This window comes from Streptomyces sp. NPDC029139 (assembly GCF_055564335.1).
In genome coordinates this window covers 104,261-127,774 of sequence record NZ_JBVHWN010000004.1, presented here as the reverse complement: position 1 = coordinate 127,774, position 23,514 = coordinate 104,261, and the positions used below count along the sequence as shown (strand labels likewise).

The 23,514-nt window shown below is 73.0% G+C and carries 19 protein-coding genes and 1 tRNA gene; 13 read left to right on the top strand and 7 right to left on the bottom strand.

Annotated elements, in window-relative coordinates:
• Positions 1-105 precede the first annotated feature (105 nt).
• On the bottom strand, positions 106-1,680 hold the full coding sequence (locus ACZ4VW_RS11620) for a PP2C family protein-serine/threonine phosphatase (protein WP_467961852.1): 1,575 nt from the start codon (positions 1,678-1,680) through the stop codon (positions 106-108).
• Between the two features lie 381 nt (positions 1,681-2,061).
• On the opposite strand from ACZ4VW_RS11620, the gene ACZ4VW_RS11615 reads away from it, so the two are divergent.
• Together ACZ4VW_RS11615 and ACZ4VW_RS11610 are read left to right on the top strand one after the other, a co-directional pair.
• Positions 2,062-2,742, top strand: a complete 681-nt coding sequence (locus ACZ4VW_RS11615; RefSeq protein WP_467961032.1) for a bifunctional DNA primase/polymerase — start codon at positions 2,062-2,064, stop codon at positions 2,740-2,742.
• A gap of 295 nt (positions 2,743-3,037) precedes the next feature.
• Positions 3,038-3,616, top strand: coding sequence for a hypothetical protein (locus tag ACZ4VW_RS11610; RefSeq protein ID WP_467961030.1), 579 nt, complete (start codon positions 3,038-3,040; stop codon positions 3,614-3,616).
• A 211-nt stretch (positions 3,617-3,827) separates the two neighbouring features.
• Here ACZ4VW_RS11610 and ACZ4VW_RS11605 read toward each other — a convergent pair whose 3' ends face one another.
• The 3 genes from ACZ4VW_RS11605 to ACZ4VW_RS11595 form a co-directional block, all read right to left on the bottom strand.
• Positions 3,828-4,796: a DUF5926 family protein gene (locus ACZ4VW_RS11605; protein WP_467961028.1), complete on the bottom strand. Its 969-nt coding sequence runs from the start codon at positions 4,794-4,796 to the stop codon at positions 3,828-3,830.
• Between the two features lie 422 nt (positions 4,797-5,218).
• Entirely contained in the window at positions 5,219-5,821 is a 603-nt protein-coding gene (locus ACZ4VW_RS11600) for an ATP-binding protein (protein WP_467961026.1), read from the bottom strand.
• Between the two features lie 73 nt (positions 5,822-5,894).
• Entirely contained in the window at positions 5,895-6,716 is an 822-nt protein-coding gene (locus ACZ4VW_RS11595; protein ID WP_467961024.1) for a glycerophosphodiester phosphodiesterase, read from the bottom strand.
• Between the two features lie 177 nt (positions 6,717-6,893).
• On the opposite strand from ACZ4VW_RS11595, the gene ACZ4VW_RS11590 reads away from it, so the two are divergent.
• From ACZ4VW_RS11590 to ACZ4VW_RS11580, 3 genes are all read left to right on the top strand, one after another.
• Positions 6,894-8,360, top strand: a complete 1,467-nt coding sequence (locus ACZ4VW_RS11590) for a S1C family serine protease (protein ID WP_467961022.1) — start codon at positions 6,894-6,896, stop codon at positions 8,358-8,360.
• A gap of 126 nt (positions 8,361-8,486) precedes the next feature.
• Positions 8,487-8,571, top strand: a tRNA-Ser gene (locus ACZ4VW_RS11585).
• A gap of 144 nt (positions 8,572-8,715) precedes the next feature.
• A complete protein-coding gene (locus ACZ4VW_RS11580) occupies positions 8,716-9,159 on the top strand; it encodes a hypothetical protein (protein WP_467961020.1) in 444 nt (147 codons plus the stop codon).
• 134 nt (positions 9,160-9,293) lie between these two features.
• Here ACZ4VW_RS11580 and ACZ4VW_RS11575 read toward each other — a convergent pair whose 3' ends face one another.
• Positions 9,294-10,193, bottom strand: coding sequence for a bifunctional DNA primase/polymerase (locus ACZ4VW_RS11575; RefSeq protein ID WP_467961018.1), 900 nt, complete (start codon positions 10,191-10,193; stop codon positions 9,294-9,296).
• Between the two features lie 257 nt (positions 10,194-10,450).
• On the opposite strand from ACZ4VW_RS11575, the gene ACZ4VW_RS11570 reads away from it, so the two are divergent.
• The 8 genes from ACZ4VW_RS11570 to ACZ4VW_RS11535 all read left to right on the top strand — a co-directional run bounded on the left by ACZ4VW_RS11570 (position 10,451) and on the right by ACZ4VW_RS11535 (position 18,649).
• Positions 10,451-10,762: a hypothetical protein gene (locus ACZ4VW_RS11570; RefSeq protein WP_467961016.1), complete on the top strand. Its 312-nt coding sequence runs from the start codon at positions 10,451-10,453 to the stop codon at positions 10,760-10,762.
• 169 nt (positions 10,763-10,931) lie between these two features.
• A complete protein-coding gene (locus ACZ4VW_RS11565) occupies positions 10,932-12,110 on the top strand; it encodes an acyl-CoA dehydrogenase family protein (RefSeq protein ID WP_467961014.1) in 1,179 nt (392 codons plus the stop codon).
• A 77-nt stretch (positions 12,111-12,187) separates the two neighbouring features.
• Positions 12,188-13,216: a bifunctional MaoC family dehydratase N-terminal/OB-fold nucleic acid binding domain-containing protein gene (locus ACZ4VW_RS11560; RefSeq protein WP_467961850.1), complete on the top strand. Its 1,029-nt coding sequence runs from the start codon at positions 12,188-12,190 to the stop codon at positions 13,214-13,216.
• A gap of 1 nt (position 13,217) precedes the next feature.
• Positions 13,218-14,255: an acyl-CoA dehydrogenase family protein gene (locus ACZ4VW_RS11555; RefSeq protein WP_467961012.1), complete on the top strand. Its 1,038-nt coding sequence runs from the start codon at positions 13,218-13,220 to the stop codon at positions 14,253-14,255.
• 107 nt (positions 14,256-14,362) lie between these two features.
• A complete protein-coding gene (locus ACZ4VW_RS11550) occupies positions 14,363-14,821 on the top strand; it encodes a MaoC family dehydratase (RefSeq protein ID WP_467961010.1) in 459 nt (152 codons plus the stop codon).
• The gene (locus ACZ4VW_RS11545) at positions 14,818-15,984 is read left to right on the top strand and encodes a lipid-transfer protein (protein WP_467961008.1); all 1,167 of its coding nucleotides are present in this window, start codon (positions 14,818-14,820) and stop codon (positions 15,982-15,984) included. The genes ACZ4VW_RS11550 and ACZ4VW_RS11545 overlap by 4 nt, the downstream gene beginning before the upstream one ends.
• Before the next feature lie 342 nt (positions 15,985-16,326).
• Entirely contained in the window at positions 16,327-16,872 is a 546-nt protein-coding gene (locus ACZ4VW_RS11540; protein ID WP_467961006.1) for a SigE family RNA polymerase sigma factor, read from the top strand.
• 124 nt (positions 16,873-16,996) lie between these two features.
• Positions 16,997-18,649 carry a long-chain fatty acid--CoA ligase gene (locus ACZ4VW_RS11535; protein ID WP_467961004.1) on the top strand — a complete coding sequence of 551 codons (1,653 nt, stop codon included), beginning with the start codon at positions 16,997-16,999 and terminating at the stop codon, positions 18,647-18,649.
• A 293-nt stretch (positions 18,650-18,942) separates the two neighbouring features.
• On the opposite strand, the gene ACZ4VW_RS11530 is transcribed toward ACZ4VW_RS11535, so the two are convergent.
• Positions 18,943-22,734 (bottom strand): PAS domain-containing protein, encoded by a 3,792-nt coding sequence (locus ACZ4VW_RS11530; RefSeq protein ID WP_467961002.1) that lies wholly within the window; start codon positions 22,732-22,734, stop codon positions 18,943-18,945.
• Between the two features lie 159 nt (positions 22,735-22,893).
• Positions 22,894-23,322, bottom strand: coding sequence for an SSI family serine proteinase inhibitor (locus ACZ4VW_RS11525; protein ID WP_467961000.1), 429 nt, complete (start codon positions 23,320-23,322; stop codon positions 22,894-22,896).
• Between the last annotated feature and the right edge of the window lie 192 nt (positions 23,323-23,514).

The following is a 23,514-nucleotide window of genomic DNA, read 5'->3' as shown; positions in this document are numbered from 1 at the left end:
CTTGGTACGACACTGAACCCCCACCATCGTACGGTCGTACGGAAGGGGGCCCAGGGCCGGAAGACCCATTACCGCTGAGTCACATGGCGCTCACTCGAAGCGGGCTCACTCGAAGCGGGCCGCGAGCAGGACCACGTCCTCTCCGTCCGCGGCGGTGTCCAGTCCCTCGGGCAGCAGGGTCCGCAGGATGTGGTCGGCGATGGCGCCCGGATCCGCCCGGTCCGCCCTCGGCACGCTCGCGGCGGCGGCGTGGAGCCGGGCGAAGGCCCGGTCCATGGGGTCGCCGGTCCGGCGCAGCAGCCCGTCCGTGTAGAGCAGCACCGTTTCTCCGGGCGCGGGGGCGATCTCGACGCTCGGCGCCTCCCAGCAGGCGAGCATCCCGAGGGGCGCGGACAGCGAGGTCTCGACGAACTCGGTGCGCTGCTCACCGATGATCAGCGGTGGGGTGTGCCCGGCTCCGGCCAGGACGAGCTTGCGCTGCTTCGGCTCGGAGTAGGCGAAGAGCGCGGTGGCCGAACGGGCGGGCTCGGTCAGCCGGAGCAGCAGTTCCAGGTCGGAGAGGACGGCGACGGGGTCCTCGCCCTCCATGACCGCGTACGCCCGCAGGGAGGCGCGCAGTCGTCCCATGGCGGCGAGGGCGCTCGGGCCGGTCCCGGAGACGGAGCCGACGGCGAGCCCGAGGGCGCCCTCGGGCAGCGGCAGCGCGTCGTACCAGTCGCCGCCGCCCCGGGGGCCGGTGCGGTGGCGGGCGGCGAGCTGGACGCCGGGGACGCGGGGGAGGCGGCTGGGCAGCAACTCCTCGGCGACGGTGGCGACCTGGGCGCGGGCGCGCTCCAGCTCGAGGAGCCGGGCGAGGTGTTCGGTGGCGTACCGGCCGTAGAGGCCGACGAGATGGCGCCTGCGTTCGGCGGGCTCGGCGGGCTCGTCGTACAGCCAGACGACCGCGCCGAGTCTGCCGGCGGTCTCGGTGGCGAGCGGGAGGGTGTAGCTGGCGGCGTAGCCGAGCCGGGCGGCGACCTCGCGGTGGCGGGGGTCGAGCCCGGCCTGGGCGAGGAGGTCGGGGACCGCGATCGGGCCGGGGACCGTGCCGGCACCGGCACCGGGGACGGGGACGGTGCTCGGGCCGGGGACGGGCCGGGGGCCGGCCGGTTCGGGAAGGCCGTCGAGGATGCGGCCGTAGGAGGTGGCGCTGCGCGGGACGGTCTCGATGGTGCCGAGTTCCGCGTGGGCGAGTCCGAGGCCGATGGTGGAGGCCGGTCCGAGTCCGTCGGCGGGTTCGAGGACGGCCATGCCGCGGCGGGCGCCGACGAGGGAGGCGCCGGCGCGGAGCACCTCGTGCAGTGCCTCGTCGAGCGAACCGGTCGTGACCAGGCGTTCGATGAGTTCGTGGAGGGTGGTGAGGTCGGAGACCCAGCCGGCCAGGCGGTCCTGGATCAGCGAGCCGGGGATGCCCGGGAGGGCGGCGGCGGAGGGGATGACGGACGGGATGGGCGCCGCAGTGTGCGCGGGTGCGGGAACCGTGGAATCGATTCCGGCCACTTTCGGCAGGTGTGGGGCGCTCATGTCGATCGGCTTTCCGACCGGTGCGTTTCGCTCTTTAGCATCGCAAACCCCCATGTCAATCTGCGCCGCTAGCAATGCATCCACATGTACACGCACAAGAGGAGCGATGTCCAGCATTGTCCCCACGGGAGTTGTGGTGTCTGTGGGGTTTGGCAGAAGGGTTGAAGTGCAGGCCAAGTTGGCCGAAAATTGCCCCCACCGCGCACCATTCGCGGTCGACTGGCGTCGTTTGATAGCGCGTTGATTTGAACGTGATGGGTACGTAAACGGTGATGGCCAGGGGCAGTTGAAGCAGCCCCGGAACCTGGCAGGGTGCCTGGGCGTCCTCACCGCCGCAGGCCGCGCCCCTCGAGTGGACGACGAGCCTCAGCTCGGCCCCTCCCGCCCCACCGCACGGGGCGGTGATCCGCCGATCTTGTACGCGCTGATACGCACGGTGAAGAGATCTACACGTGGTGTGATGTGGATTCGGCGTTCAACGGAAAGGAACGAGCGCTCATGCGCGAGATCCTCGGAAGGCGACGCAGGTTCCGGTTCCGGCGCAAGGAGAGGACCATCCAGCTCGACGCGGCGCTCGTCTGCGCCACCGAGTGGGACTGGCCCGTACTGCCCGGTGTGGGGCTGAAGACGACGACCCGTACGACCAGAGGGGCCGGCTGCGCCTGCCCCGACCCGCAGTGCGTCGTACCCGGCGCCCATCCCTTCGACCCAGGACTCCTCGCGGCCACCACCGACGAACGCATGATCCGCTGGTGGTGGGCCAGGCGTCCGGAGGCCCCGATCGTCCTGGCCACCGGCGGCACGGCGCCCTGCGCGGTGAGCCTTCCCGCCACCGCGGGCGAGCGCGCTCTCGAAGCCCTCGACGCGATGGGCATGCGGCTCGGCCCGGTGGTGGCGACGCCGACCCGCTGGTCGCTGCTGGTCGCCCCGTACAGCCTCGAACGGCTCGGCGAACTCCTCTACGCGAAAGACAGCGTGCCCAGCTCGCTGCGCTTCCACGGCGAGGGCGGCTATCTGCTGCTGCCGCCCTCGGTCGCGGGGACGGGGCAGGTGCACTGGGAGCGCGCGCCGCTGGAGGGCTCGGCCCGGCCGTGGCTGCCGGACGTGGAGGCTGTGGTGGACGCGTTGGTGGAGGCGAGCACGGGAGCGCCGGGGGGCGGCAGCAGACTCGCGTACTAGACGGAGGCGCCGCGGGTGCGGGGCGGGCGGGACCAGGGTGTGATGTCCGCAGCCCCGTCCTGCGTCTCCCCGTCCGGCGCCCCCGTCCCGTGTCTCGGCGGCCGGCGCCTTCATGTCCCACCTCTCTGCGCCCCGCGCCCGCGCCAGCCCCCGCCTCACCCCACCCTCACCCGAACGGGTGTGAGGCTGCCCGACTTGTACGGGAAATGGGCGCGCGGGGTGCTGTGCGCCACCGATCCGCCGATATCTTCGGCCCACCGTTCACGAGTCGCAGCCAGCCGGGCAGGTGGGTCCCATGAATCTCCGCATGATCGGGCTCGGGGCCGTCGTGGTGTGCGCCACGCTGCTGCCGCTGGCCGCGTCGGCAGGTCCCGCGGCGGGTCCGGGGCCCGGCGGCGCCGCCGAGCCGAGGCCGAGGACGGACGGTGGACTGCTGCCGGGGCTCGGCCTCGGCACTCCCGCGGACCAGCCGGCATCCCCGCCTCCGTCCGCCGCCCGGCCCTCGCCCTCGGGCCTCCCCGGTCGCGCCTCGCACTGCGGCCCCGAGCTGACCTCGCCCGACGGGATCGAGGCGCAGACCTGCGTCCTCACGGAGGGGCCCGACACCTGGGCGCGTACGTACTACCGAAACGCCACGGGCCAGCGGCTGGACTCCGTGCTCACCCTCATGGGACCCGGCGGGCGGACCGTACAGGTGCGCTGCGCCGTTCCCGCGCAGGACGAACCGGGGGCCTGCGAGACGCCTCGGGAACGCGCACGGGGAGCGGCTTCCGCGTATTCGGCGGTGGCGGAATTCGCGGGCGCGGGAGAGGGAGACAGTACGCCGCTGCTGCTGCGGTCGGGGAGCAACGCGGCTGGCGCGGGCGGTAGTTGAGCCACGGACGGGATCCGTCCGGGTACGAAAAGGCCCGATCGCTGGCGACGGGGGATGCACCAGCGACCGGGCTTCTAGAACGGTAACAAGAGATCTGCGGTTCGCAAATTCGATCTCGGTTATTCGGACAGGGATTTACCTGACCATGACGGGGAGTTGTGGCAGAAGTCACCGACTGACCGGTCTGTCAGTCACCACGGTCACCCAGGTGTCAGCTGAGCGTCACCTGACGGTTGGTGAGACCACCGCGCGCCCGGCGCTCCTCCGGCGTGAGCGGGGCGTCGGAGGCCAGCGCCGCGGCCAGCCGCTCGGCGAACTCGGCGGCCGGCTTCTCGCAGTCGTCGGCGGTCATGGACGTCGGCAGGTCCCAGACGGGGACCATCAGGCCGTGCGCCCGGAAGGAGCCGACCAGGCGGGTGTCGTCGCCCAGGGAGGAGGTGCCGGCGGCGTGCAGACGGGCCAGCGCGTCGAGGAGCTTCTCCTCGGGGTGCGGCATGACCCAGCGCAGGTGGTTCTTCTCCGGGGTCTCGCACCAGTACGAGGAGTCCACACCGGTCAGCTTGACGGTGGGGATCGCGGCGGCGTTGGCGCGCTCCAGGGAGGCGGTGACCTCGGGGTCGGAGGCGGCGGCGGACTCCGGAATCCAGAATTCGAAGCCTTCGTGCACGACCGGCGCAAAATCGCTGTTCGGGTCGAGCAGTTCCTGCAGGCGAGGGCCCTCGGCGGGCACGCGGCGGGGAGCGACCGGCGTGCCGGGCTCCGCCTCCAGGGCGCGCTGGAGGGTGTCGGCGAGATCGCGGGCGAGGTCGCCGGAGGAGGAGTCGTTCTGCAGGGCGAGCAGCACGGAGCCGTCGTCGCGGCGCAGCGCCGGCCATGCCATCGGCAGCACGGTCGCGAGCGTCACGGACGGCACGCCCTCGGGCAGCCCGTCCTTGAGGGTGAGCGGGACGGTGGCGGCGGGCACCAGCTCGCGCAGCGCGACCCAGTCGCACTCGCCGGGCAGCCCCTCGAAGGGGCGCTGGACGAGTTCGGTCACGGCGTGTGCGGCGGCCCGGCCGTGACACGCCTTGTAGCGGCGGCCCGAACCGCACGGGCACGGCTCGCGCGCACCGACGACCGGGATCTCCCCGTTCGTGACCTGTGCCTTGGTGGCCTTCGTCTGGGGGCGCTTCTTGGCCATGGTGTGGCTTTCTCCCGATAGCGGCAGTGCGGTGGCGACAGGGCCGTGCTCGGTGCACGGCTCCGTGTCGGGCGAGCCTAGCCGTACGGAAGCGATCAGGGGCTCAGGCCGGGTCGATCGGTGCGGGGCTCGGTGCGTCCCCCGCTGGCGGCGCCCCGGCCGGGGGTGCGCGCGTGTCCGCTCGGGCGAGGGTGCTCGGCCCGGGGGTGCGCGCGTGTCCGCTCGGGCGACGGTGCTCGCCCCGGGGGTGCGTACGTATCCGCTCGGGCGACGGTGCTCGCCCCGGGGGTGCGTACGTATCCGCTCGGGCGACGGTGCCCGGCCCGGTGATCGGTGCCCCGCGCGAGGTGCGGCCGACCGCGCGCCGCCCCACCGGAGTCCCGCTCCCGACCGCCGCCCGCCCGGCTCACCCCCGCCTGCCGTCAGTCCAGGTCGTCGTACGTGTCCAGGAAGTCGAAGCCCGAGCCGCCGCCGACCCTCGCCGCGAAGTCCTCGCGCCGATGGCCCTCGGTGACGATCACCCAGACCGTGACCTCGCCGGTCGCGCTGTCCCGTACGCCCCAGTCCTGAGCCAGCGCGCTGATGATGTTCAGCCCACGGCCGCCGCGCGCGGTGACCGAGGGCGTCGACGGGACAGGACGCGTCGGACCACCGCCGTCCGTCACTTCGACCGTCAGGCCCCCCGACGCGTCGATGCGCCACGCGGCTCGGACGTCCCCGTCGCCCACCTCGGCCCGCCCCAGCGGCCTGCCGTGCCGGCAGGCATTGCTGAGCAGTTCGGAAAGGATCAGTACCGCATCGTCGACGACCGATTCGGACATCCCGCTGCGGCTCAACTGCTCCCGCATCCGGTGTCGCGCCTCACCCACGCCCGCAGGGCCATGGGGTACGGCCATGCTCGACGACGTGGGCACCTCCTGTGCCACCACCAACGCCACCCCCGAGACCTCCTTTGCCCCACGCCACGGTGTGAATGCCCCAATGGCCTGGACCGGAAACCGGCCAATGAGCCTCCGGTGACGCACTCGTGACGATCGCGTACGGGCTGAACGCGCCGTCGCACTCCCTGTGAGCCTCGATACGGGTGGGGAGAACGGGTCAAAGGCGGCCCAACTGGGACAGCACCTGCTTCGGCCGGTTGGTGATGATCGCGTCCACTCCGAGCCGCTCGCACAGCTCCACGTCCTCCGGTTCGTCCACCGTCCATACATGGACCTGGTGTCCGGCCCTTTGGAGCCGAAGGATCACGGTGGGGTGGTGGCGGACGATCCGGATCGACGGTCCGGCGATCCGCGCACCCCCCGGCAGCCGTCCGTCCCGCAGCCGCGGGGTGAGGAACTGGGACAGGGAGACGGTGGGGAGGGTCGGCGCGGCGGCCGCGATCCGGCTGAGGGAGCGGCCCGAGAAGCTCATGACGCGTACGGGAGAGTCCTCCGGGGCCGCCGGCTCCGCGAGGTCGAAGCGCTTGAGAAGCTCCAGCAGGCGCTCCTCGACCTGGCCCGCCCAGCGTGTGGGGTGCTTGGTCTCGATGGCGAGCTCGACGCGCCGGCCGGCGTCGGAGACGAGCTCCAGCAGGCGTTCCAAGGTCAGTACGGAGGTGAGTCCGGCGTCCTTCCAGTCCGGGCTCTCGCCGGCCTCCTCGCGTCCCCTCCAGACGCCGAAGTCGAGGGCGGCGAGGTCCGCGAGCTCGAGGGCGGAGACGGCGCCGCGACCGTTGGAGGTGCGGTTGATGCGTCGGTCATGGACGCAGACGAGGTGGCCGTCGGCGGTGAGCCGGACATCGCACTCGAGGGCGTCGGCGCCGTCCTCGATGGCTTTCACGTAGGCGGCCAGGGTGTGTTCCGGGGCGTCCTCGGAGGCGCCGCGGTGGGCGATCACCTGGACGGGGACGCGGTTCGTGTGCTGCCGTGCGTGGGTCACCGCGTCATGGTGCCATTGGCGCGGCGGCCGCACCGGATGGTGTCCATTCTGTCCGCATATAAAGAATCCGACGCGAACACACAGGTCCGGCTTACAGTGGCCTGACGCCTTGTGGGAAAAGCTGTTCGCAGCACCCTAGCGAGGGCATCCACCCGTGCAGTGAACGAGGAGAGAGCTGTGAGTACCGAGAACGAGGGCAGCGCGGTTCCGGCGGACCCGAACGCCCCGTCCGCCCCTCCCGCCCCTCCGACGCCTGCCGCGCCTGCCACGCCCCCTGCCGCAGCCCCTTCCGTACCCCCCGCTGCGGACGCATCCGGGCCGGCGGCGGCGCCCGGGCACTCCCCCCGGCCCGAGCCCGCCACCGCGCCGCTGCCCGTGACCCCTCCGGCGGAGGCCCCGGTCGGCGCGGGTGCCCCGGCGGGCGCGGGGGGCTGGCCCCCGCCTCCGCCGGCCGTGCCGTCCTGGGGCGAGCCCGTCCCTCCGGTCCCGCCCGCCCCGGGGGCCCCGCGGAAGAGGGCCGGCGGTCTCGTGGCGGCGGTCCTCGCGGCCGCGCTCGTGGCCGGCGGTGTGGGCGGCGGCATCGGCTACTGGGCGGCCGAGCGCGGTGACGAGAGCCCTCGCTCGACGACGATCTCCGCGGGCGACTCCCCGGCGGCGTTCAAGCGGGACCCGGGGACGGTCGCGGCGGTGGCCGACAAGGCGCTGCCGAGCGTCGTCACCATCCAGGCGAAGTCCGGGGGCGGCGGCGCCGACGACAGCGAGGGCGAGGGCGGTACGGGCACCGGCTTCGTCTACGACAAGGAAGGCCACATCGTCACCAACAACCACGTGGTGGCGTCGGCGGCGGAGGGCGGCACACTCTCGGCGACCTTCTCGAACGGCAAGACGTACGACGCGGAGGTCGTGGGCCGGGCGGAGGGCTACGACGTGGCGGTGCTGAAACTGAAGAAGGCGCCGGAGGGGCTGACTCCGCTGCCGCTCGGCGACTCCGACAAGGTGGCGGTCGGCGACTCGACGATCGCGATCGGGGCGCCGTTCGGGCTGTCGAACACGGTGACGACCGGCATCATCAGTGCCAAGAACCGCCCGGTCGCCTCGGGCGACGGCTCCGGCGGCAAGAACTCGTACATGAGCGCCCTGCAGACGGACGCCTCGATCAACCCGGGCAACTCCGGTGGCCCGCTGCTCGACGCGAGCGGCGCGGTGATCGGCATCAACTCCGCGATCCAGTCGACGGGCAGCGGTTTCGGCCAGTCCCAGGCGGGCTCGATCGGCCTGGGCTTCGCGATCCCGGTCAACCAGGCCAAGAACGTGGCCGAGCAGCTGATCAAGACGGGCAAGCCGGTGTACCCGGTGATCGGCGCGACGGTGAACATGACCGAGAAGGGCGAGGGCGCGACGATCGCGGACGAGGGCGCGGGCGGCACGCCGTCCGTCACCCCGGACGGCCCGGCGGCGAAGGCGGGGCTGAAGGCGGGCGACGTGATCACGGGCTTCGGCGACCGCCAGATCGACAGCGGCCCGACGCTGATCAGCGAGATCTGGACGCACCAGCCGGGCGACGCGGTGGAGATCACGTACGAACGGGACGGCAAGACGGCGAAGACGACGGTCACTCTCGGCGAACGCACGGGCGACAACTGACGGACCGGGCCGGGGTCCGGGCCGGGGCCCGGGCCACGGGCCTCCCCCGGCCTTGCCGGCCCTTCCCCGCCCCGAGCGGTCAGCCGGTAGGCTGTAGCCGCTCCGCAGCAGGTGAGGCGGGGCGTGGGTGGGTTGCCCGAGCGGCCTAAGGGAACGGTCTTGAAAACCGTCGTGGCGCGAGTCACCGTGGGTTCAAATCCCACACCCACCGCTTGCAGGTCAGAGAAGTAGCAGGTCAGAGGGCGGGCCCCGGATTCCGGGGCCCGCCCTCTGTGTTGCCAGGTTCGCGCGGGAGTGTCAGTGGCCGCTGTTAGCTTTCCCGGCGTTCTGGCAGAGCTGCGTGGGAGGGGCAGGTATGGGTGCGTCGGGGTGGGACTACTCAACGTCGTATCAGGAGGATCTCGTCGGGGCGTTCGAGGGGCTGCGGCGGAAGGTGTTCCAGGAGCGGGACTACCACTGGGTCCCCGGCGGCGAGTGGCGGCCGGAGGAGGAGCGGCTGCCGTGGCCGGAGACCGAGGAGGAGTTGTGGGAGCACGAGGTCGTGCAGCACGACGGGACGCACTCGATCCTCGACATCTTCCGGATCATCGGGCCCGACGAGGAGCCGGACTACCACACGGTCAAGCAGGTGACCGAGGAGGAGGCGCTGCGCGTCCTGGGGACGCGGAAGCTCACCCGGGCGCACGTGCCGCGGTTCGAGGAGTTCGATCACTGGCGTTGGTACGGGCGGTGCGCCGTGCTGCACGACGACCAGGGGGAGCCGCAGGAGATCTACTTCTGGGGATACTCCGGGGACTGAGCCGACCCGGTGGGCGGCGATCTGCTCGCGGGGTGGGGAACGCGCATGTCAGGCCCGGGATGGTCGATCCGTAGGTCGTCAGATCGCCGGGTCGCCGGGTCGCCGGGTCGCCGGGTCGTCAGGTCGTCAGGTCGCTACGTCGCCGGGCAGCGTGGGCCCGAGAGGCGGGACGCCGAGAGGATCGTGGCGCGGGCCTCGCGTTCGGTCAGGCCCGTGCGGACCGCCGCCGTGGTGAGGGCGTCCGCGAGCGCGTCGCCGAGGCCGTTCTCGTACGCCCGGCAAGCCGCCCAGAACAGGCGCGTGTTGCGCTGTCCCTCGTGGGCCGTCAGGACGAAGTGGACCAGGCCGCGGCCGTGGCGGGGGCCGGTGAGGTCGTCGTGGGGGCGGCGGGGCGGTGTGGGGGGCGCGATCAGGCGCAGGAGGGCGCGGGGGCAGGGTGCCGGGTCGAGGGCCGCGCTGCCCGGAGCGAGCCGGTACGCGCCACGGGCCGTCACCGAGCCCGGTCCGACCAGGTAGCCACCGGCGCCGCGGATGTCGATGCCGGGGGCGAGGCGGCCGGCGGAATTGGGGACCACGACGTCCGGCGGACCGGTCAGCCACAGGTGGCGGCCGCCGCTCGGTGTGAGGACCGTGACCGTGGGCGGGAGGCTGAACAGATGCCGCAGCGCCAGGTGGCGCAGTTCGGCCGTGGCGTCCGGCGATGCCCCCGCGGGCGCGTCCGCCGGTGTGACGTCGAGGTCGACGCCGATGAGGTGGTGGGGCGGGCGGCCGCAGGCGATGCCGTAGCCGGTGGCCCAGGGAGCGGCGGCGAAGAGGGCCCGCACGGCCGCGGGATCGGTGGTCGCGTCGTGCACGCCGTGACCCGGCCGGCCGCACTCCCCGTGGCAGGGGTACGGGAGCGGCTCGTCCCGGTGCGGTGAGCGCAGGCCGGGGAGCTTCGTGGCCGACAGGGGGATGACGGGGAGCCCACGCTCTGCCGCGGACAGCGCGTGGGCGAGGGCCAGGGTGGCGGAGCGCCGGTCGGAGGTGGCCATGCCTCTAGTTTCGTACACGAGTTCGAATAAAGGAAGAGGGGAGGTGAGGGCGGGAAAAGGTTTATCGACTTGTCCTCACGCTTGAGGGGGAATGGGCCGCTGAGGGATGGTTCGCCGGGGATTGCGTGGGCAACTCTGGAGTCGCGACGTCGAGCACAACGACCGGGGTGGTCGGCCAACCGCCTTGGAAACAGGGGCACTTCAGTGCTCTAGCACTTCAGCACTTCAGCCGCAGTTCCGTTCCTGGAGGAAAATACATGGCAAGCATCCGTACCGCCCGCGCTCTCGCCGCTGCTGCCGCCGCCCTGCCCCTGGCGGCCGCGCTCTTCGCCGGCGTGGCGCAGGCCGACAACGGCGGCTTCGCGGACAACGGCTCGAACACGAGCGTCGCCACCATCATCGGCAGCGGCGCGGGTGGCGACAACTTCGGCAACTCGACGACCACGCAGCAGGTGGCCACCGGCTCCGGTGCCTCCAACCAGAACAACACCGCGAGTGTGAACGGCTCCGGGTTCACCTCCATCGACCAGTCGAACGTGGTGGTCAACTTCTCTCCGTGGTGGTACTAGCCGACAGTTGAGGCCCGGCCCGACGGGGGGATGACCGAGGGGTGAACGACGGCCCGCACGAAGGCACTTTGGTGTCGGCGTGCGGGCCGTTTCTCGCGCGACCTTGACACGGCGGCGATATCTGACGGACAGTCAGAAACCGCAGCCGTCACCCCGGGAGGCCGTCGCCGTGCATCTCGCCCCGACCGAGCGGCAGCTACGGCTGCGCGCCGAGCTCCGCGCGTACTTCCGCGATCTGATGCCCGACGGCCCGCCCTCCCCCGCCGACACCGCCGGCCAGCGCGCCCTCCTCCACCGGATCGGCGGCGACGGACTCCTCGGGCTCGGCTGGCCGGAGGAGTACGGAGGCCAGGGGCGTGGCGCCGACGAACAGTTCGTCTTCTTCGACGAGGCGTACCGGGCCGGCGCGCCCGTCTCCATGGTCACCCTGAACACCGTCGGTCCGACCCTGATGCGGTACGGCACGGAGGAACAGAAGGCGTACTTCCTCCCCCGGATCCTGCGCGGCGAGATCGTGTTCGCCATCGGGTACAGCGAACCGGAAGCGGGCACCGACCTGGCCTCGCTCCGTACGAAGGCGGTACGGGAAGGGGACTCCTGGCGGATCGACGGGCAGAAGATCTTCACCTCTAACGCCCAGAACGCCGACTGGATCTGGCTCGCCTGCCGGACCGACCCGGAAGCCCCCAAACACCGGGGCATCTCCATCGTGCTCGTCCCGACCGACGCTGCGGGCTTCTCGTGGACGCCGATCGAGACCGTCGGCGGACTGACGACGACGGCGACGTACTACGACGGGATCCGCGTCCCCGCCGCGTATCTGGTCGGGGAGGAGAACGGCGGCTGGGGACTGATCACCAACCAGCTCAACCACGAGCGGGTGGCGCTCGCCGCGATCGGGATGCAGGCCGAGGACTTCTTCACGTCGGTGCTCCGCCGCGCCGCCACACCCGATCCGGTGACGGGGCGGTGCCGCATCGACGAGCCGTGGATCCGCATTCGTGCCGCCGAGGCGCATGCCCGGCTCGCGGCGACACGCCTGCTCAGCTGGCGACTGGTGGCGGATGTGGGGGCGGGCCGGCTGGCTCCCGGTGACGCGAGCGGGGTGAAGTTCGCCGGGACCGAGTCGGCGGTGGAGGTGTACCGCATATGCCAGGAGATCGCCGGAGAGGCGGGATTCGTGAGGGCGGGGTCGCCGGGGGAGTGCGACGGCGGTGAGCTCGAGCGGATGAACCGTGCCGCGCAGATCAACACCTTCGGTGGAGGGGTGAGCGAGGTGCAGCGCGAGATCGTCGCGACGATGCGGCTCGGGATGAGCGGTACGAAGAGGGATCGGGGGCGGCGGTGAACGACACCCAGGGCGAGCTGAGGACGTACGGCACTCAGGGCGGGCCGACGGCGTACGGCACTCAGGGCGGGCCGACGGTGTACGAGATCCATGACCGGCTGAAGGCGTACGAGGGGCGAGCGGCCGCCACCGCCGGCGTCGGCAAGGACCTGGTCAACGAGCCGATGATCAGGCACTGGTGCGAGGCCATGGGGGACAGGGACCCGGCGTACGCCGGGCCGGACGCCGTCGCCCCGCCGACCATGCTCCAGGCCTGGACGATGGGCGGCCTGTCCGGGCACACCGACCGCTCCGGGGCGTACGACGAACTGCTCACCCTCCTCGACGGCGCCGGATACACCTCCGTGGTCGCCACCGACTGCGAGCAGGAGTATCTGCGACCGCTGCGACCCGGTGACGAGATCACCTTCGACGCGGTGATCGAGTCGGTGTCGGAGCGCAAGACCACCAAGCTCGGGACGGGGTACTTCGTCACGACCCGGATGGACGTCCGCGCGGCCGGCGAGCTCGCGGGCACCCACCGCTTCCGGATTCTCAAGTACGCCCCGGGAGGGGTACGGAAGCCGGATACGGAGCCGCAACGGGAGCCGAAGCCGGAGCCGCCGCTGGAGTCGAAGCGGAAGCGGCCGCGGCCCGTGATCAACCGGGACAACGCCGGGTTCTGGGAAGGCGTCGCCGCGCACCGGCTGCTCGTCCAGCGCTGCGGCGCGTGCGCGACCCTCCGCTTCCCCTGGCTGCCGGGCTGCGGTGCCTGCGGGTCGATGGACTGGGACACCGTCGAGGCGAGCGGAGCGGGGACCGTCTTCTCGTACGTCGTGATGCACCACCCGCGCTTTCCCGCCTTCACCCTGCCCGATCCCGCCGCGGACGCGGCCGACCCCGACGCGGCGACCTCCGACGCGGGTTCCGAGGCGGGTTCCGACGCGGGGGGGCCGTACGCCGTCGGCCTGATCGAACTGGCCGAGGGCGTCCGGATCGTCAGCAACGTGGTCGGTGTGCCGTACGGCAAGGTCCGGATCGGGATGCCGGTCCGGCTGGAGTTCCTCCGGGTGGACGAGGAGCTGGAGCTGCCGGTGTTCCGGGCGCAGGACGGGGGTGAGGGCTGACATGGACTTCACGCCGACGGAGGAGCAGGTCGCGGCCCAGGAGCTGGCGGCGCGGATCTTCGGTGATCTCGCCACGCACGAGCGGCTCACGGCGGCCGGCACGGGCACGGACGCCGAGCTGTGGAAGGCCCTGTGCGCGGCCGGGCTGCCGGGCGCGGTCGAGGAGACCGGGCTGCTCGGACTGGTGCTGCTGGCCGAGGAGCAGGGCCGTACGACGGCCCAGGTGCCGTTCACCGCGAGCTGTGCGTACGGTCTGCTCGCCGTCGCCCGGCACGGTACGGACGAGCAGCGGGAGAGGCTGCTGCCCGGGATCCGGGACGGCTCGACGGTGGTCACCGGGGCGTTCCCGCCCACCGGACAGGTCCGCGTCGGAGGGGACGGCGGGCTCACCGGGGCCGTGGAGTGGGTGGCCTGGCTCAGGGACGCCACGCATGTGCTCGTACCGGTGGTGGAGCCGGAGGGGGTCACACTCCGGCTGGTCCCGACGGCCGAGTGCGCCGTAGGGCCCGTCGAACTCACCGCCCCTTGGGCCGCCGGACGGCTCGTCCTCGACGGTGCCCGCGGCGAGCGGATCGGCGGTGCCGGCGCCGGAGCGGACGTGCTGACGGCGGCCCGGATCGCGTTCGCCGGGCTCCAGGCCGGGGTCTGTGCCGGGTCGCTGGCCCGGGCCGTGGCGTACACCTCGGTACGGGAGCAGTTCGGGCGCCCGCTCGCGACCCGCCAGGCGGTCCAGCTCCGCGCCGCCGACGCCTACATGGACACGGAGGCGATACGGGTCACCGCCTACGAGGCGGCCTGGCGGTACGACCAGGGCCTGCCGGCCGTCGAGCACGCGTTGACCGCCGCCTGGTGGGCGTCCGAGGCGGGCAAGCGGGTCGTCCACGCTGGGCAGCATCTGCACGGGGGCATGGGCGCCGACCTCGACCACCCCGTCCACCGGCACTTCCTCTGGGGCAGGCAGCTCGACGCGTACCTCGGCTGCGGCACCGAACTCCTCGCCGAACTGGGCGACCTGCTCGCGAACGGGGACCTGTCGTGAAGGCGGGGGAACGGATACCTGTCGGGCAGGCCGGGGAACGCACACCTGCTGTCGCGACGGCCGGGGAACGAACACCTGCCGTGCGGGCCGGGGAACGGAGACCTGTCATGAAAGCCGGCGAACGGACATCTGTCGTGCGGGCCGGGGAGGAGCTGCCACCGCTGACGATCCCGATCACCCGCACGCTGATCGTGGCCGGGGCGGTCGCCTCCCGCGACTACCAGGACGTCCACCACGACGCGGAACTGGCGAGGGCGAAGGGCTCTCCGGACATCTTCATGAACATCCTGACGACCAACGGCCTGGTGGGGCGGTACATCACCGACCACTTCGGCCCGGGCGCCGTGCTCCGGAAGGTGGCGATACGGCTCGGTGCGCCCAACTACCCGGGGGACACGATGACGTTGACGGGCACGGTCACGGAGACCGACGGCGTCACTGCCCAGGTACGGGTGATCGGTGCGAACGGCCTCGGTCACCACGTCACGGGCACGGTGACGCTCGACCTGCCGGACCGGAAGCCGCGTCAGGGGTCGGAGCCGCTGCCGAGGGGGGCGGGCGCATGAGTATCCGCGGGGCCGACCGTCTCGGCGGCCGGGCGGCCGTCGCCGGGATCGGGGCGACCGAGTTCTCCAAGGACTCCGGCCGCAGCGAGCTCACGCTCGCCGTCGAGGCCGTGCACGCGGCCCTCGACGACGCCGGACTCACTCCCGCCGACGTCGACGGGATGGTCACCTTCACGATGGACACCAGCCCCGAGATCACCGTCGCCCAGGCGGCCGGCATCGGCGAGCTGTCCTTCTTCTCCCGCGTCCACTACGGAGGTGGCGCCGCCTGCGCCACCGTCCAGCAGGCGGCCCTCGCCGTCGCCGCCGGGGTCGCCGACGTCGTCGTCTGCTACCGGGCGTTCAACGAACGCTCGGGCCGCCGCTTCGGCTCGGGCGTCCAGCAGCGGGAGCCCTCCGCCGAAGGGGCCGCGCTCGGCTGGCAGCTTCCCTTCGGGCTGCTCACCCCCGCCTCCTGGGTCGCCATGATCGCCCAGCGCTACCTCCACGCGTACGGCCTGACCCCGGACGCCTTCGGGCATGTCGCCGTCACCGACCGGCGGTACGCGGCCCGCAACCCCGCCGCGTACTTCTACGGCAGACCGATCACCCTCGCCGAGCACGCCGCCTCGCGCTGGATCGTCGAGCCGCTCCGGCTCCTCGACTGCTGCCAGGAGACGGACGGGGGGCAGGCGATCGTCGTCACCTCCGCCGAACGCGCCCGCGATCTGCGGCATCCGCCCGCGGTGATCGTCGCCGCGGCCCAGGGCGCCGGCCGGAACCAGGAGGCGATGACCAGTTTCTACCGCGACGACCTCACCGGTCTGCCGGAGATGGGCGTGGTGGCCGGTCAGCTGTGGCGGACCTCGGGGCTCACGCCGGCCGACATCGACGTGGCCATCCTCTACGACCACTTCACCCCGTTCGTGCTCATGCAGTTGGAGGAGTTCGGCTTCTGCAGGCGTGGTGAGGGGGCCGACTTCGTCGCGGCGGACGCGCTGCCGCTGAACACGCACGGGGGTCAGCTGGGGGAGGCGTACCTGCACGGGATGAACGGCATCGCGGAGGCGGTACGGCAGGTGCGGGGCACATCCGTGAACCAGACACCCGGCGCGGCGAGGACACTGGTCACGGCAGGCACCGGGGTCCCCACGTCCGGTCTGATCCTCGGCACGGACGACTGAGGCGCCCCGGGTCACCCCAGCCCCCGGGTCACCCCAGCGCCCCGGCCGCCCCGGCGTCCACCCCCGCGCCCGGGCCAGGCGCCCCCAGTCATCCCAGCGCCCCGGCCAACCCGCGTCCACTCTCCCGCCCGGCCACCCCACGCCCGCCCCCGGCCACCGGCGCGCCCGGACCCGCCCCCCGCGCCCGGACCCGGCGCCGGCCGGTGGCCGACCCTGAGTACCCCCTCCCTCGGCCTCCACCTTCAGGAGGTCCAGCTGTCCCCACCCCTACAACCTGAGGCGGAGTGCGGTTCGGGACCTGGGGCCGATCCGCCGCCACGTAGCCGCTCCTAGCGTGGAGTCATGACTCCGCCACCCTCCGGCCCCGTCTGCGTCGGTGCCTCCACGGCCGCCGGCTACCCGTCGTTCTCCTCGTACGTGCGGGCCCGCGGGCCCGTCCTCCTGCGTACGGCCCGCTCGCTCACCGCCAACCCGAGTGACGCCGAGGACCTGCTGCAGACCGCCCTCGCCAAGACGTTCGTCGCCTGGGAGCGGATCGAGGACCATCGCGCCCTGGACGGCTACGTCCGCCGGGCCCTGGTGAACACCCGGACGTCCCAGTGGCGCAAGCGCAAGGTCGACGAGTTCGCCTGCGAGGAGCTGCCGGAGCCCGTCGGGCTGCCCGAGCCGGACCCGGCCGAGCGGCAGGTGCTGCACGACGCCATGTGGCGCGCGGTCATGAAGCTCCCCGACCGCCAGCGGGCGATGGTCGTCCTGCGGTACTACGAGGACCTCACCGAGGCCCAGACGGCGGAGGTGCTCGGCGTCTCGATCGGCACGGTCAAGAGCGCCGTGTCCCGCGCGCTGCACAAGCTCCGCGAGGACCCCGAGCTGGCGCCGGTACGGTGACGGCCGGCCTCTGCCAGTAATCACTGGCAATTTCAGTACTCCCGGGTAGTGACATACCGCGTGGTATGTGCGCAGAATCTGCACACCCTTACTACGGCCACGTAGCGCCCACCGGGAGGACGCCGTGCTGAGCACCATGCAGGACGTACAGCTGACCGTGACCCGCATCCTGAAGCACGGGATGACGATCCACGGGAAGTCACTGATCACCACCTGGACCGGTGAGCCGGAGCCGCAGCGCCGCACCTTCGCGGAGACGGGAGCCCGCGCGACCCAGCTGGCGAACGCCCTGCGCGACGAACTCGGTGTGACCGGCGACCAGCGCATCGCCACCCTCATGTGGAACAACGCCGAGCACGTCGAGGCGTACTTCGCGATCCCCTCCATGGGCGCGGTCCTGCACACCCTCAACCTGCGGCTCCCCCCTGAGCAGCTGGTCTTCATCGTCAACCACGCCGCCGACCGGGTCGTCCTCGTCAACGGCTCGCTGCTCCCGCTGCTCGCGCCGCTGCTGCCGCACCTGCCGACCGTCGAGCACATCGTCGTCGCGGGCCCCGGCGACCGCTCCGTCCTGGACGGCGTGGCGCCCCGCGTGCACGACTACGAGGAGCTGATCGCGGGCCGCCCCACCACCTTCGACTGGCCCGAGCTGGACGAACGGTCGGCCGCCGCCATGTGCTACACCTCCGGCACCACCGGTGACCCGAAGGGCGTCGTCTACTCCCACCGCTCCATCTACCTGCACTCCATGCAGGTCAACATGGCCGAGTCGATGGCCCTCACGGAGAAGGACACGACCCTCGTCGTCGTCCCGCAGTTCCACGTGAACGCCTGGGGCCTGCCGCACGCCACCTTCATGACCGGCATCAACATGCTCATGCCGGACCGGTTCCTGCAGCCCGCGCCGCTCGCCGAGATGATCGAGCGCGAGAAGCCCAGCCACGCGGCCGCCGTTCCCACCATCTGGCAGGGCCTGCTCGCCGAGGTCACCGCCAACCCGCGCGACCTCTCCTCCATGAAGCAGGTCACCATCGGCGGCGCGGCCTGTCCGCCCTCCCTCATGGAGGCGTACGACAAGCTCGGCGTCCGCCTCTGTCACGCCTGGGGCATGACGGAGACGTCCCCGCTCGGCACCATGGCCCACCCGCCGGCCGGACTGACCGACGAGGAGCAGTGGCCGTACCGCGTCACGCAGGGCCGCTTCCCGGCCGGCGTCGAGGGCCGGCTGGTCGGCCCCGGCGGCGAACACCTGCCGTGGGACGGCGAGTCGGCCGGCGAGCTGGAGGTGCGCGGCACCTGGATCGCCGGCTCGTACTTCGGCGGTGTCGACGGCGAGGCGATCCGCCCCGCCGACAAGTTCAGCGAGGACGGCTGGCTGAAGACCGGCGATGTGGGCGTCATCAGCCCGGACGGTTACCTCACCCTCACCGACCGCGCCAAGGACGTCATCAAGTCGGGCGGTGAGTGGATCTCCTCGGTCGAGCTCGAGAACGCGATCATGGCGCACCCCGAGGTCGCCGAAGCCGCCGTCGTGGCCGTACCGGACGAGAAGTGGGGCGAGCGCCCGCTCGCGACCGTGGTCCTCAAGGAGGGCGCGACGGCCGACTACGAGTCGCTGAAGGTCTTCCTGGCCACCGAGGGCGGCATAGCCAAGTGGCAGCTGCCGGAGCGCTGGGCGATCGTGCCGGCGGTGCCGAAGACGAGCGTCGGCAAGTTCGACAAGAAGGTGATCCGCAAGCAGTACGCGGAGGGCGAGCTGGACGTCACCCAGATCTGACGCGCCCGCGGGGTCCGGGTCCCGGCCCGGGCCGCGCACGGGGGGTCCGGGTCCCGGCCCGGGCCCTGACCCGATGTCGGGCCCGGGACCGTTCAGAGTCCTGACCCGAGCTCCGGCCCGGGCCCGATCAGAGACCCCCCGAGTCCTGGCCCGCTCAGCGTCCTGTTCCGGCGACTCGGCTTGGGCCCGGGCCCGACCAGAGTCCCGCCCCGAGTCCCGCCGCCGGCCCTCGGCCCGCTCAGCGTCCTGCCCCGGGCTCCGAGCTCACATCGGCACCAACCGGCTCCACGGAGCTAGTTGGTGCCGATCTTCGCGAGCAGGTCGACGATCCGGGCCTGGACCTCGTGGCTGTTGGAGCGCTCCGCCAGGAAGAGGACCGTCTCGCCGGACGACAGCGTCGGCAGCTCGGCCTCGTCGAGATCCGCCGAGGTGTAGACGACGAGCGGCGTGCGGTTCAACTGCCCGTTCGCCCGCAGCCAGTCGATGATCCCGGCCCGGCGGCGGCGTACCTGCATCAGGTCCATCACCACCAGGTTCGGCCGGACCTGCGCGGCCAGCGTGACGGCCTCGGTGTCCGTCGCCGCCCGCGACACCTGCATCCCGCGCCGTTCCAGGGTCGCAGCGAGCGCCTGCGCGATGTCCTCGTTCTCCTCGATGAGCAGCACCCTCGACGGGTGCTGCTCGCTGTCGCGGGGCGCCAGCGCCTTGAGGAGGACGGCGGGGTCGGCACCGTACGCCGCCTCCCGCGTCGCCTGGCCGAGCCCGGCCGCGAGCAGCACGGGCACCTCGGCGGCGACGGCGGCCTGGCGGAGCGACTGGAGCGCGGTCCGGGTGATGGGCCCGGTCAGCGGATCGACGAAGAGCGCGGCCGGGAAGGCGGCGATCTGGGCGTCGACCTCCTCGCGGGAGTGGACGATCACCGGGCGGTAGCCGCGGTCGCTCAGCGCCTGCTGCGTGGAGACGTCCGGCGCGGGCCAGACGAGCAGCCGGCGCGGGTTGTCCAGCGGCTCCGGGGGCAGTTCGTCGTCGACGGGCTGCGGGAGGGGCTTGTTGGCGACCTCGACCGCGCCCCCGGGGCCGTCGAGCGGCTCGGGGCCCTCGGCGGCGCCCTCGGCGGGTGCCCCTATGGCGTACGCGCGTCCTTCGGGGGCCGCCGGAGCGAGCGGGGCGAGCTTGGGCTGCGGATGCGGCTTGGCGGCGGCCTCCGGCCCGACCCCCGAGGCGGGGGCGGGGGTCGAGGCCGGAACCGGACGGTCGCCCTCGGGCGGGGTGGCGAGCTTGCGCCGACGCCCGGAGCCGTTGCTCTGCCCGGTCGGCTGCGCGCCGGTCGGCTGGGTTCCGGTCTGCTGCGTGCCCGTCTGCTGCCCGCCCGCCTGCTGGGCGGCGATCTGCTGGGCGAAGGGAACGCCCTGCCCGAGCGTCCGCACACTGAACGCACGCCCACTCTGCGTCGTGTCCTTCGGCGCGGCCGTCGGCGGGACCTGCGCGGCAGGCGCGGGCATCTCGGGAGGCAGCGGTACGGATCCGGTGCCCGTACGGGTCTCGTCGGCGACACCCGGTCCCCGGCGGCGACCGGTCGGCCCGGGCACCGGGTGCGGCTGCGGAGGCGTGTGGTCGGCGTCCGGCGCGGAGCGCACGGCGTCGTGCCGCCCCTCGTCGCTCACCGGCATCGGCATCGGCGTAGGCAGGGGCTGCGGCTGCGGCTCCGGGAGGGGCTGAGCGGCGGGCATCGCCTGCGGCGCGGGTACGGGACCCGGCGCGGGCGGCGGCTCGGATTCCGGGGCGCGGTCCGCGTCGGCCGGAGGCAGCGCGAATGGGGTACGCGGCCCGGCCTCGGCGGCCGCGGTCCGCTCCTGCGCGGCGAGCGCGCGACGCGCCCGCCGACCGGTGGGCCGGCCCTCGGCCGCCTGCTCCCCACTCGCCACGGCCGGAAGGGCCGCCCGGGAGAGGGCGGGGGCCTCGGCGGGAGCGCCCTGGGCGGGTACGGGAACACCCTGCGGGGGCACGGCTTGTCCGCGCGCGGCGCGTCCCTGCGCGCCCTCGGCCGCCATCACCACGGCGCCCTCGGCGGGCCGGCCACGACGGCGCCCGGTCGGCTCGACAGCATCCGTGTCGCCCGCGTTCTGGGCGGGGATCAGCTCCGCGGGGGCGGCCGGAGCCTCCTCCGTACGACCCCGGCGACGGCCGGTCGGCCCGACCGCACCGGCCCCCGCGCCCGTCCCGGCCCCGGTTTCCGCGCCTGTCCCCTCGGGGACCACCGGGCTCTCCAGGAACGCGTCGGTGGACGCCCGCCGGGCGCGCCGCCGTCCGCCCCCCTGGGTCTCCGAGGCCTGCGCGGGCAGCGCGAGCTGCCCACCGGAAGGCGCGCCCTGCACCCCCGCGCCGGACCGCGTCTCCGCGACACCCGACCCCGACCGCGTCTCCGCGGCGGGCGTGGCGGGAGCTCCGGGCACGGCAAGCTGGGCGGGCGCGGCGGGCGCGGTGGGCGGGGCGGCGACGGTGCCCTTGCCGGCGCCGAGCGGCACCTCCAGGACGTACGCGCCGCCGCTCGTCCCCGGAACCTCGTGCGTCTGCACCACACCGCCGTGCGCGGCCACGATCCCGCGCACGATGGGCTGGTGGACCGGGTCGCCGCCGGCGTACGGCCCGCGCACCTCGATCCGTACGACGTCACCGCGCTGCGCCGCCGCCACCACGATCGTCGAGTCGGCGTATCCGGCGCCCGGCACCACCCGTGCCTTGCCGGTGGAGTCCACACCGGCGACGTCCGCGACGAGGTGCGCGAGCGCGGTCGCGAGCCGTCCCGCGTCCACCTCGGCCTCGATCGGCGGCGCGTGCACGGCGAACTGGGCCCGGCCGGGTCCGATGAGCTCCACGGCGCCGTCGACACCCGCCGTCACGACCCCGTCGAGCAGGACGACGGACTTGTCGAGCGTCTCCACCCCGGTGTCGAGCCGCTGGTAGCCGAGGACGTTGTCCACCAGGGTGGTCATCCGGGCGTACCCGGCGGCCAGGTGGTGGAGCAGCTGGTTGGCCTCCGGCCACAGCTGGCCGGCGTCGTCGGCGGCGAGGGTGGCCAGCTCCGTGCGCAGCTCCTCCAGGGGCCCGCGCAGCGACTCGCCGAGCACGGCCGTCAGCTGCTCGTGCCGGGCGGCCAGCGCCTCGTACCGCTCCTTCTGCCGCTCGGCCTCCCTCGCGTGCCGCTCGGTGAGCTCCGCGAGCTCGGCGGCGTGCTTCGTGGTGAGGCCGGCCAGCTCGGCCGCGTGCTCCTCGGTGAGCTGCTCGTACGGCCGGCGGTCCGTGAAGGTCATCACCGCGCCGACGAGCTGGTCCCCGTCCCGTACCGGCGCGGTCGTCAGGTCGACCGGTACCCGCGAACCGTTCTTCGCCCACAACACCTGCCCGCGGACGCGGTGCTTGCGCCCCGACTTGAGCGTGTCGGCGAGCGGCGACTCCTCGTACGCGAACGGCTCGCCGTCCGCCCGCGAGTGCAGGATCAGCGGGTGCAGCTCCTTGCCGCCGAGGTCGCTGGCGCGGAAGCCGAGGATCTGCGCGGCGGCGGGGTTGACGAGGACGACCCGCCCGTCGGTGTCCGTGCCGACGACTCCCTCGGCGGCGGCGCGCAGGATCATCTCGGTCTGGCGCTGCGAGCGGGCGAGTTCGGCCTCGGTGTCGAGGGTGCCGGTGAGATCACGGACGACGAGCATGAGGAGTTCGTCGCCGGTGTAGGCGCTGTACGAGTCGTAGGCCTCGCGCCCGTCCTCGAGGCTGGCGCTGGTCACCTCGACGGCGAACTCACTGCCGTCCGTACGCCGGGCGATCATCCGCGTCGGCTTGGTGCGGCCCCGCTCGTCGGCGCCCTCGGGACGCCGCATGGAGCCGGGGATCAGCCGCGAGTCGAAGCTCGGCAGCAGATCGAGCAGCCCGCGCCCGACGAGCGCGGTGCCAGGGGTCTCGAACATGCCGAGGGCGATGGTGTTGGCGTTGACGACCGTGCCGTTGCAGTTGACGAGCACGAGGCCGTCGGGGAGGGCGTCAAGTATGGCTGCGAGGCGAGCAGCGCCTCGGGATGGCCTGCTGCTCACGACGACGCTTCCTCCCTGACCCACTGCACCTTGCCCGGCTGGCCGGCCCCATCTTGCCCCTCGGGCCGCAGCCTGTCACTGCAAGGAGTCTAAGGGCAGCGCGGGCGGTCGCGGGGGGAGGTCTCATGCCCCCGGCAACATCCGAACGTCATCCTCACCTCATCCGCGCACGCGGGGCAGCACGGGCTCCAGGTTCTCCCAGCGGTCGATCTCGCACCCGTTGGCCCGGGAGAAGCGGGCGTCGACGGGGCGCCCCTGCCAGTCGCCGGTGACGTGGGCGAGGGCGGACCCGCCGTACTGCTGGGAGCAGAGGGCGTCCGCGGCGACGGGCTTGAAGGGGTCCTGCCCGTCCTTGGCGAGCCGGGCGAGGCGCGCGCAGGCGCGGTCGGCGGCGGGGTGGTCTCCGCGGGGCGTGCTGCCGCCGCAGTCGAGCCGGTACGTGCCGTCGGCGCCCGGGTGCCTGCTCTCGCTGATCGTCACGGTGAGGACGTCGGGCGGCGACAGCAGGGACAGGGGCGGCACGGGCCCGAGCCCGGCGGCGCCGGCGGCGGTCGTGGCGAGGGCGGCGAGGACGAGGCGGTGCAGCATGCGTACTCCAGAGAGGCGGGTCGGTGCGATGGGCTCGGGCCCGTCTCCTCTAACGCTCCGTACTGCCGTTCGTTGCGCAACCGGGATGGGCCGAGGGGCTTTGCTCTCGGCCCCGGAGGGCTAGTACGGTGAAAGCGATTGGTGGCACGCGGCTCGCCTGTGTCATCATCTGCACGCACCACTCGCGCCCGC

Bases quoted from the DNA above. Each gene is read 5' to 3' on its own strand.
- ACZ4VW_RS11620 (WP_467961852.1), bottom strand. From the start codon at position 1,680: ATGCTGGACATCGCTCCTCTTGTGCGTGTACATGTGGATGCATTGCTA.
- ACZ4VW_RS11615 (WP_467961032.1), top strand. From the start codon at position 2,062: ATGCGCGAGATCCTCGGAAGGCGACGCAGGTTCCGGTTCCGGCGCAAG.
- ACZ4VW_RS11610 (WP_467961030.1), top strand. From the start codon at position 3,038: ATGAATCTCCGCATGATCGGGCTCGGGGCCGTCGTGGTGTGCGCCACG.
- ACZ4VW_RS11605 (WP_467961028.1), bottom strand. From the start codon at position 4,796: ATGGCCAAGAAGCGCCCCCAGACGAAGGCCACCAAGGCACAGGTCACG.
- ACZ4VW_RS11580 (WP_467961020.1), top strand. From the start codon at position 8,716: ATGGGTGCGTCGGGGTGGGACTACTCAACGTCGTATCAGGAGGATCTC.
- ACZ4VW_RS11575 (WP_467961018.1), bottom strand. From the start codon at position 10,193: ATGGCCACCTCCGACCGGCGCTCCGCCACCCTGGCCCTCGCCCACGCG.
- ACZ4VW_RS11570 (WP_467961016.1), top strand. From the start codon at position 10,451: ATGGCAAGCATCCGTACCGCCCGCGCTCTCGCCGCTGCTGCCGCCGCC.
- ACZ4VW_RS11555 (WP_467961012.1), top strand. From the start codon at position 13,218: ATGGACTTCACGCCGACGGAGGAGCAGGTCGCGGCCCAGGAGCTGGCG.
- ACZ4VW_RS11550 (WP_467961010.1), top strand. From the start codon at position 14,363: ATGAAAGCCGGCGAACGGACATCTGTCGTGCGGGCCGGGGAGGAGCTG.
- ACZ4VW_RS11545 (WP_467961008.1), top strand. From the start codon at position 14,818: ATGAGTATCCGCGGGGCCGACCGTCTCGGCGGCCGGGCGGCCGTCGCC.
- ACZ4VW_RS11540 (WP_467961006.1), top strand. From the start codon at position 16,327: ATGACTCCGCCACCCTCCGGCCCCGTCTGCGTCGGTGCCTCCACGGCC.
- ACZ4VW_RS11525 (WP_467961000.1), bottom strand. From the start codon at position 23,322: ATGCTGCACCGCCTCGTCCTCGCCGCCCTCGCCACGACCGCCGCCGGC.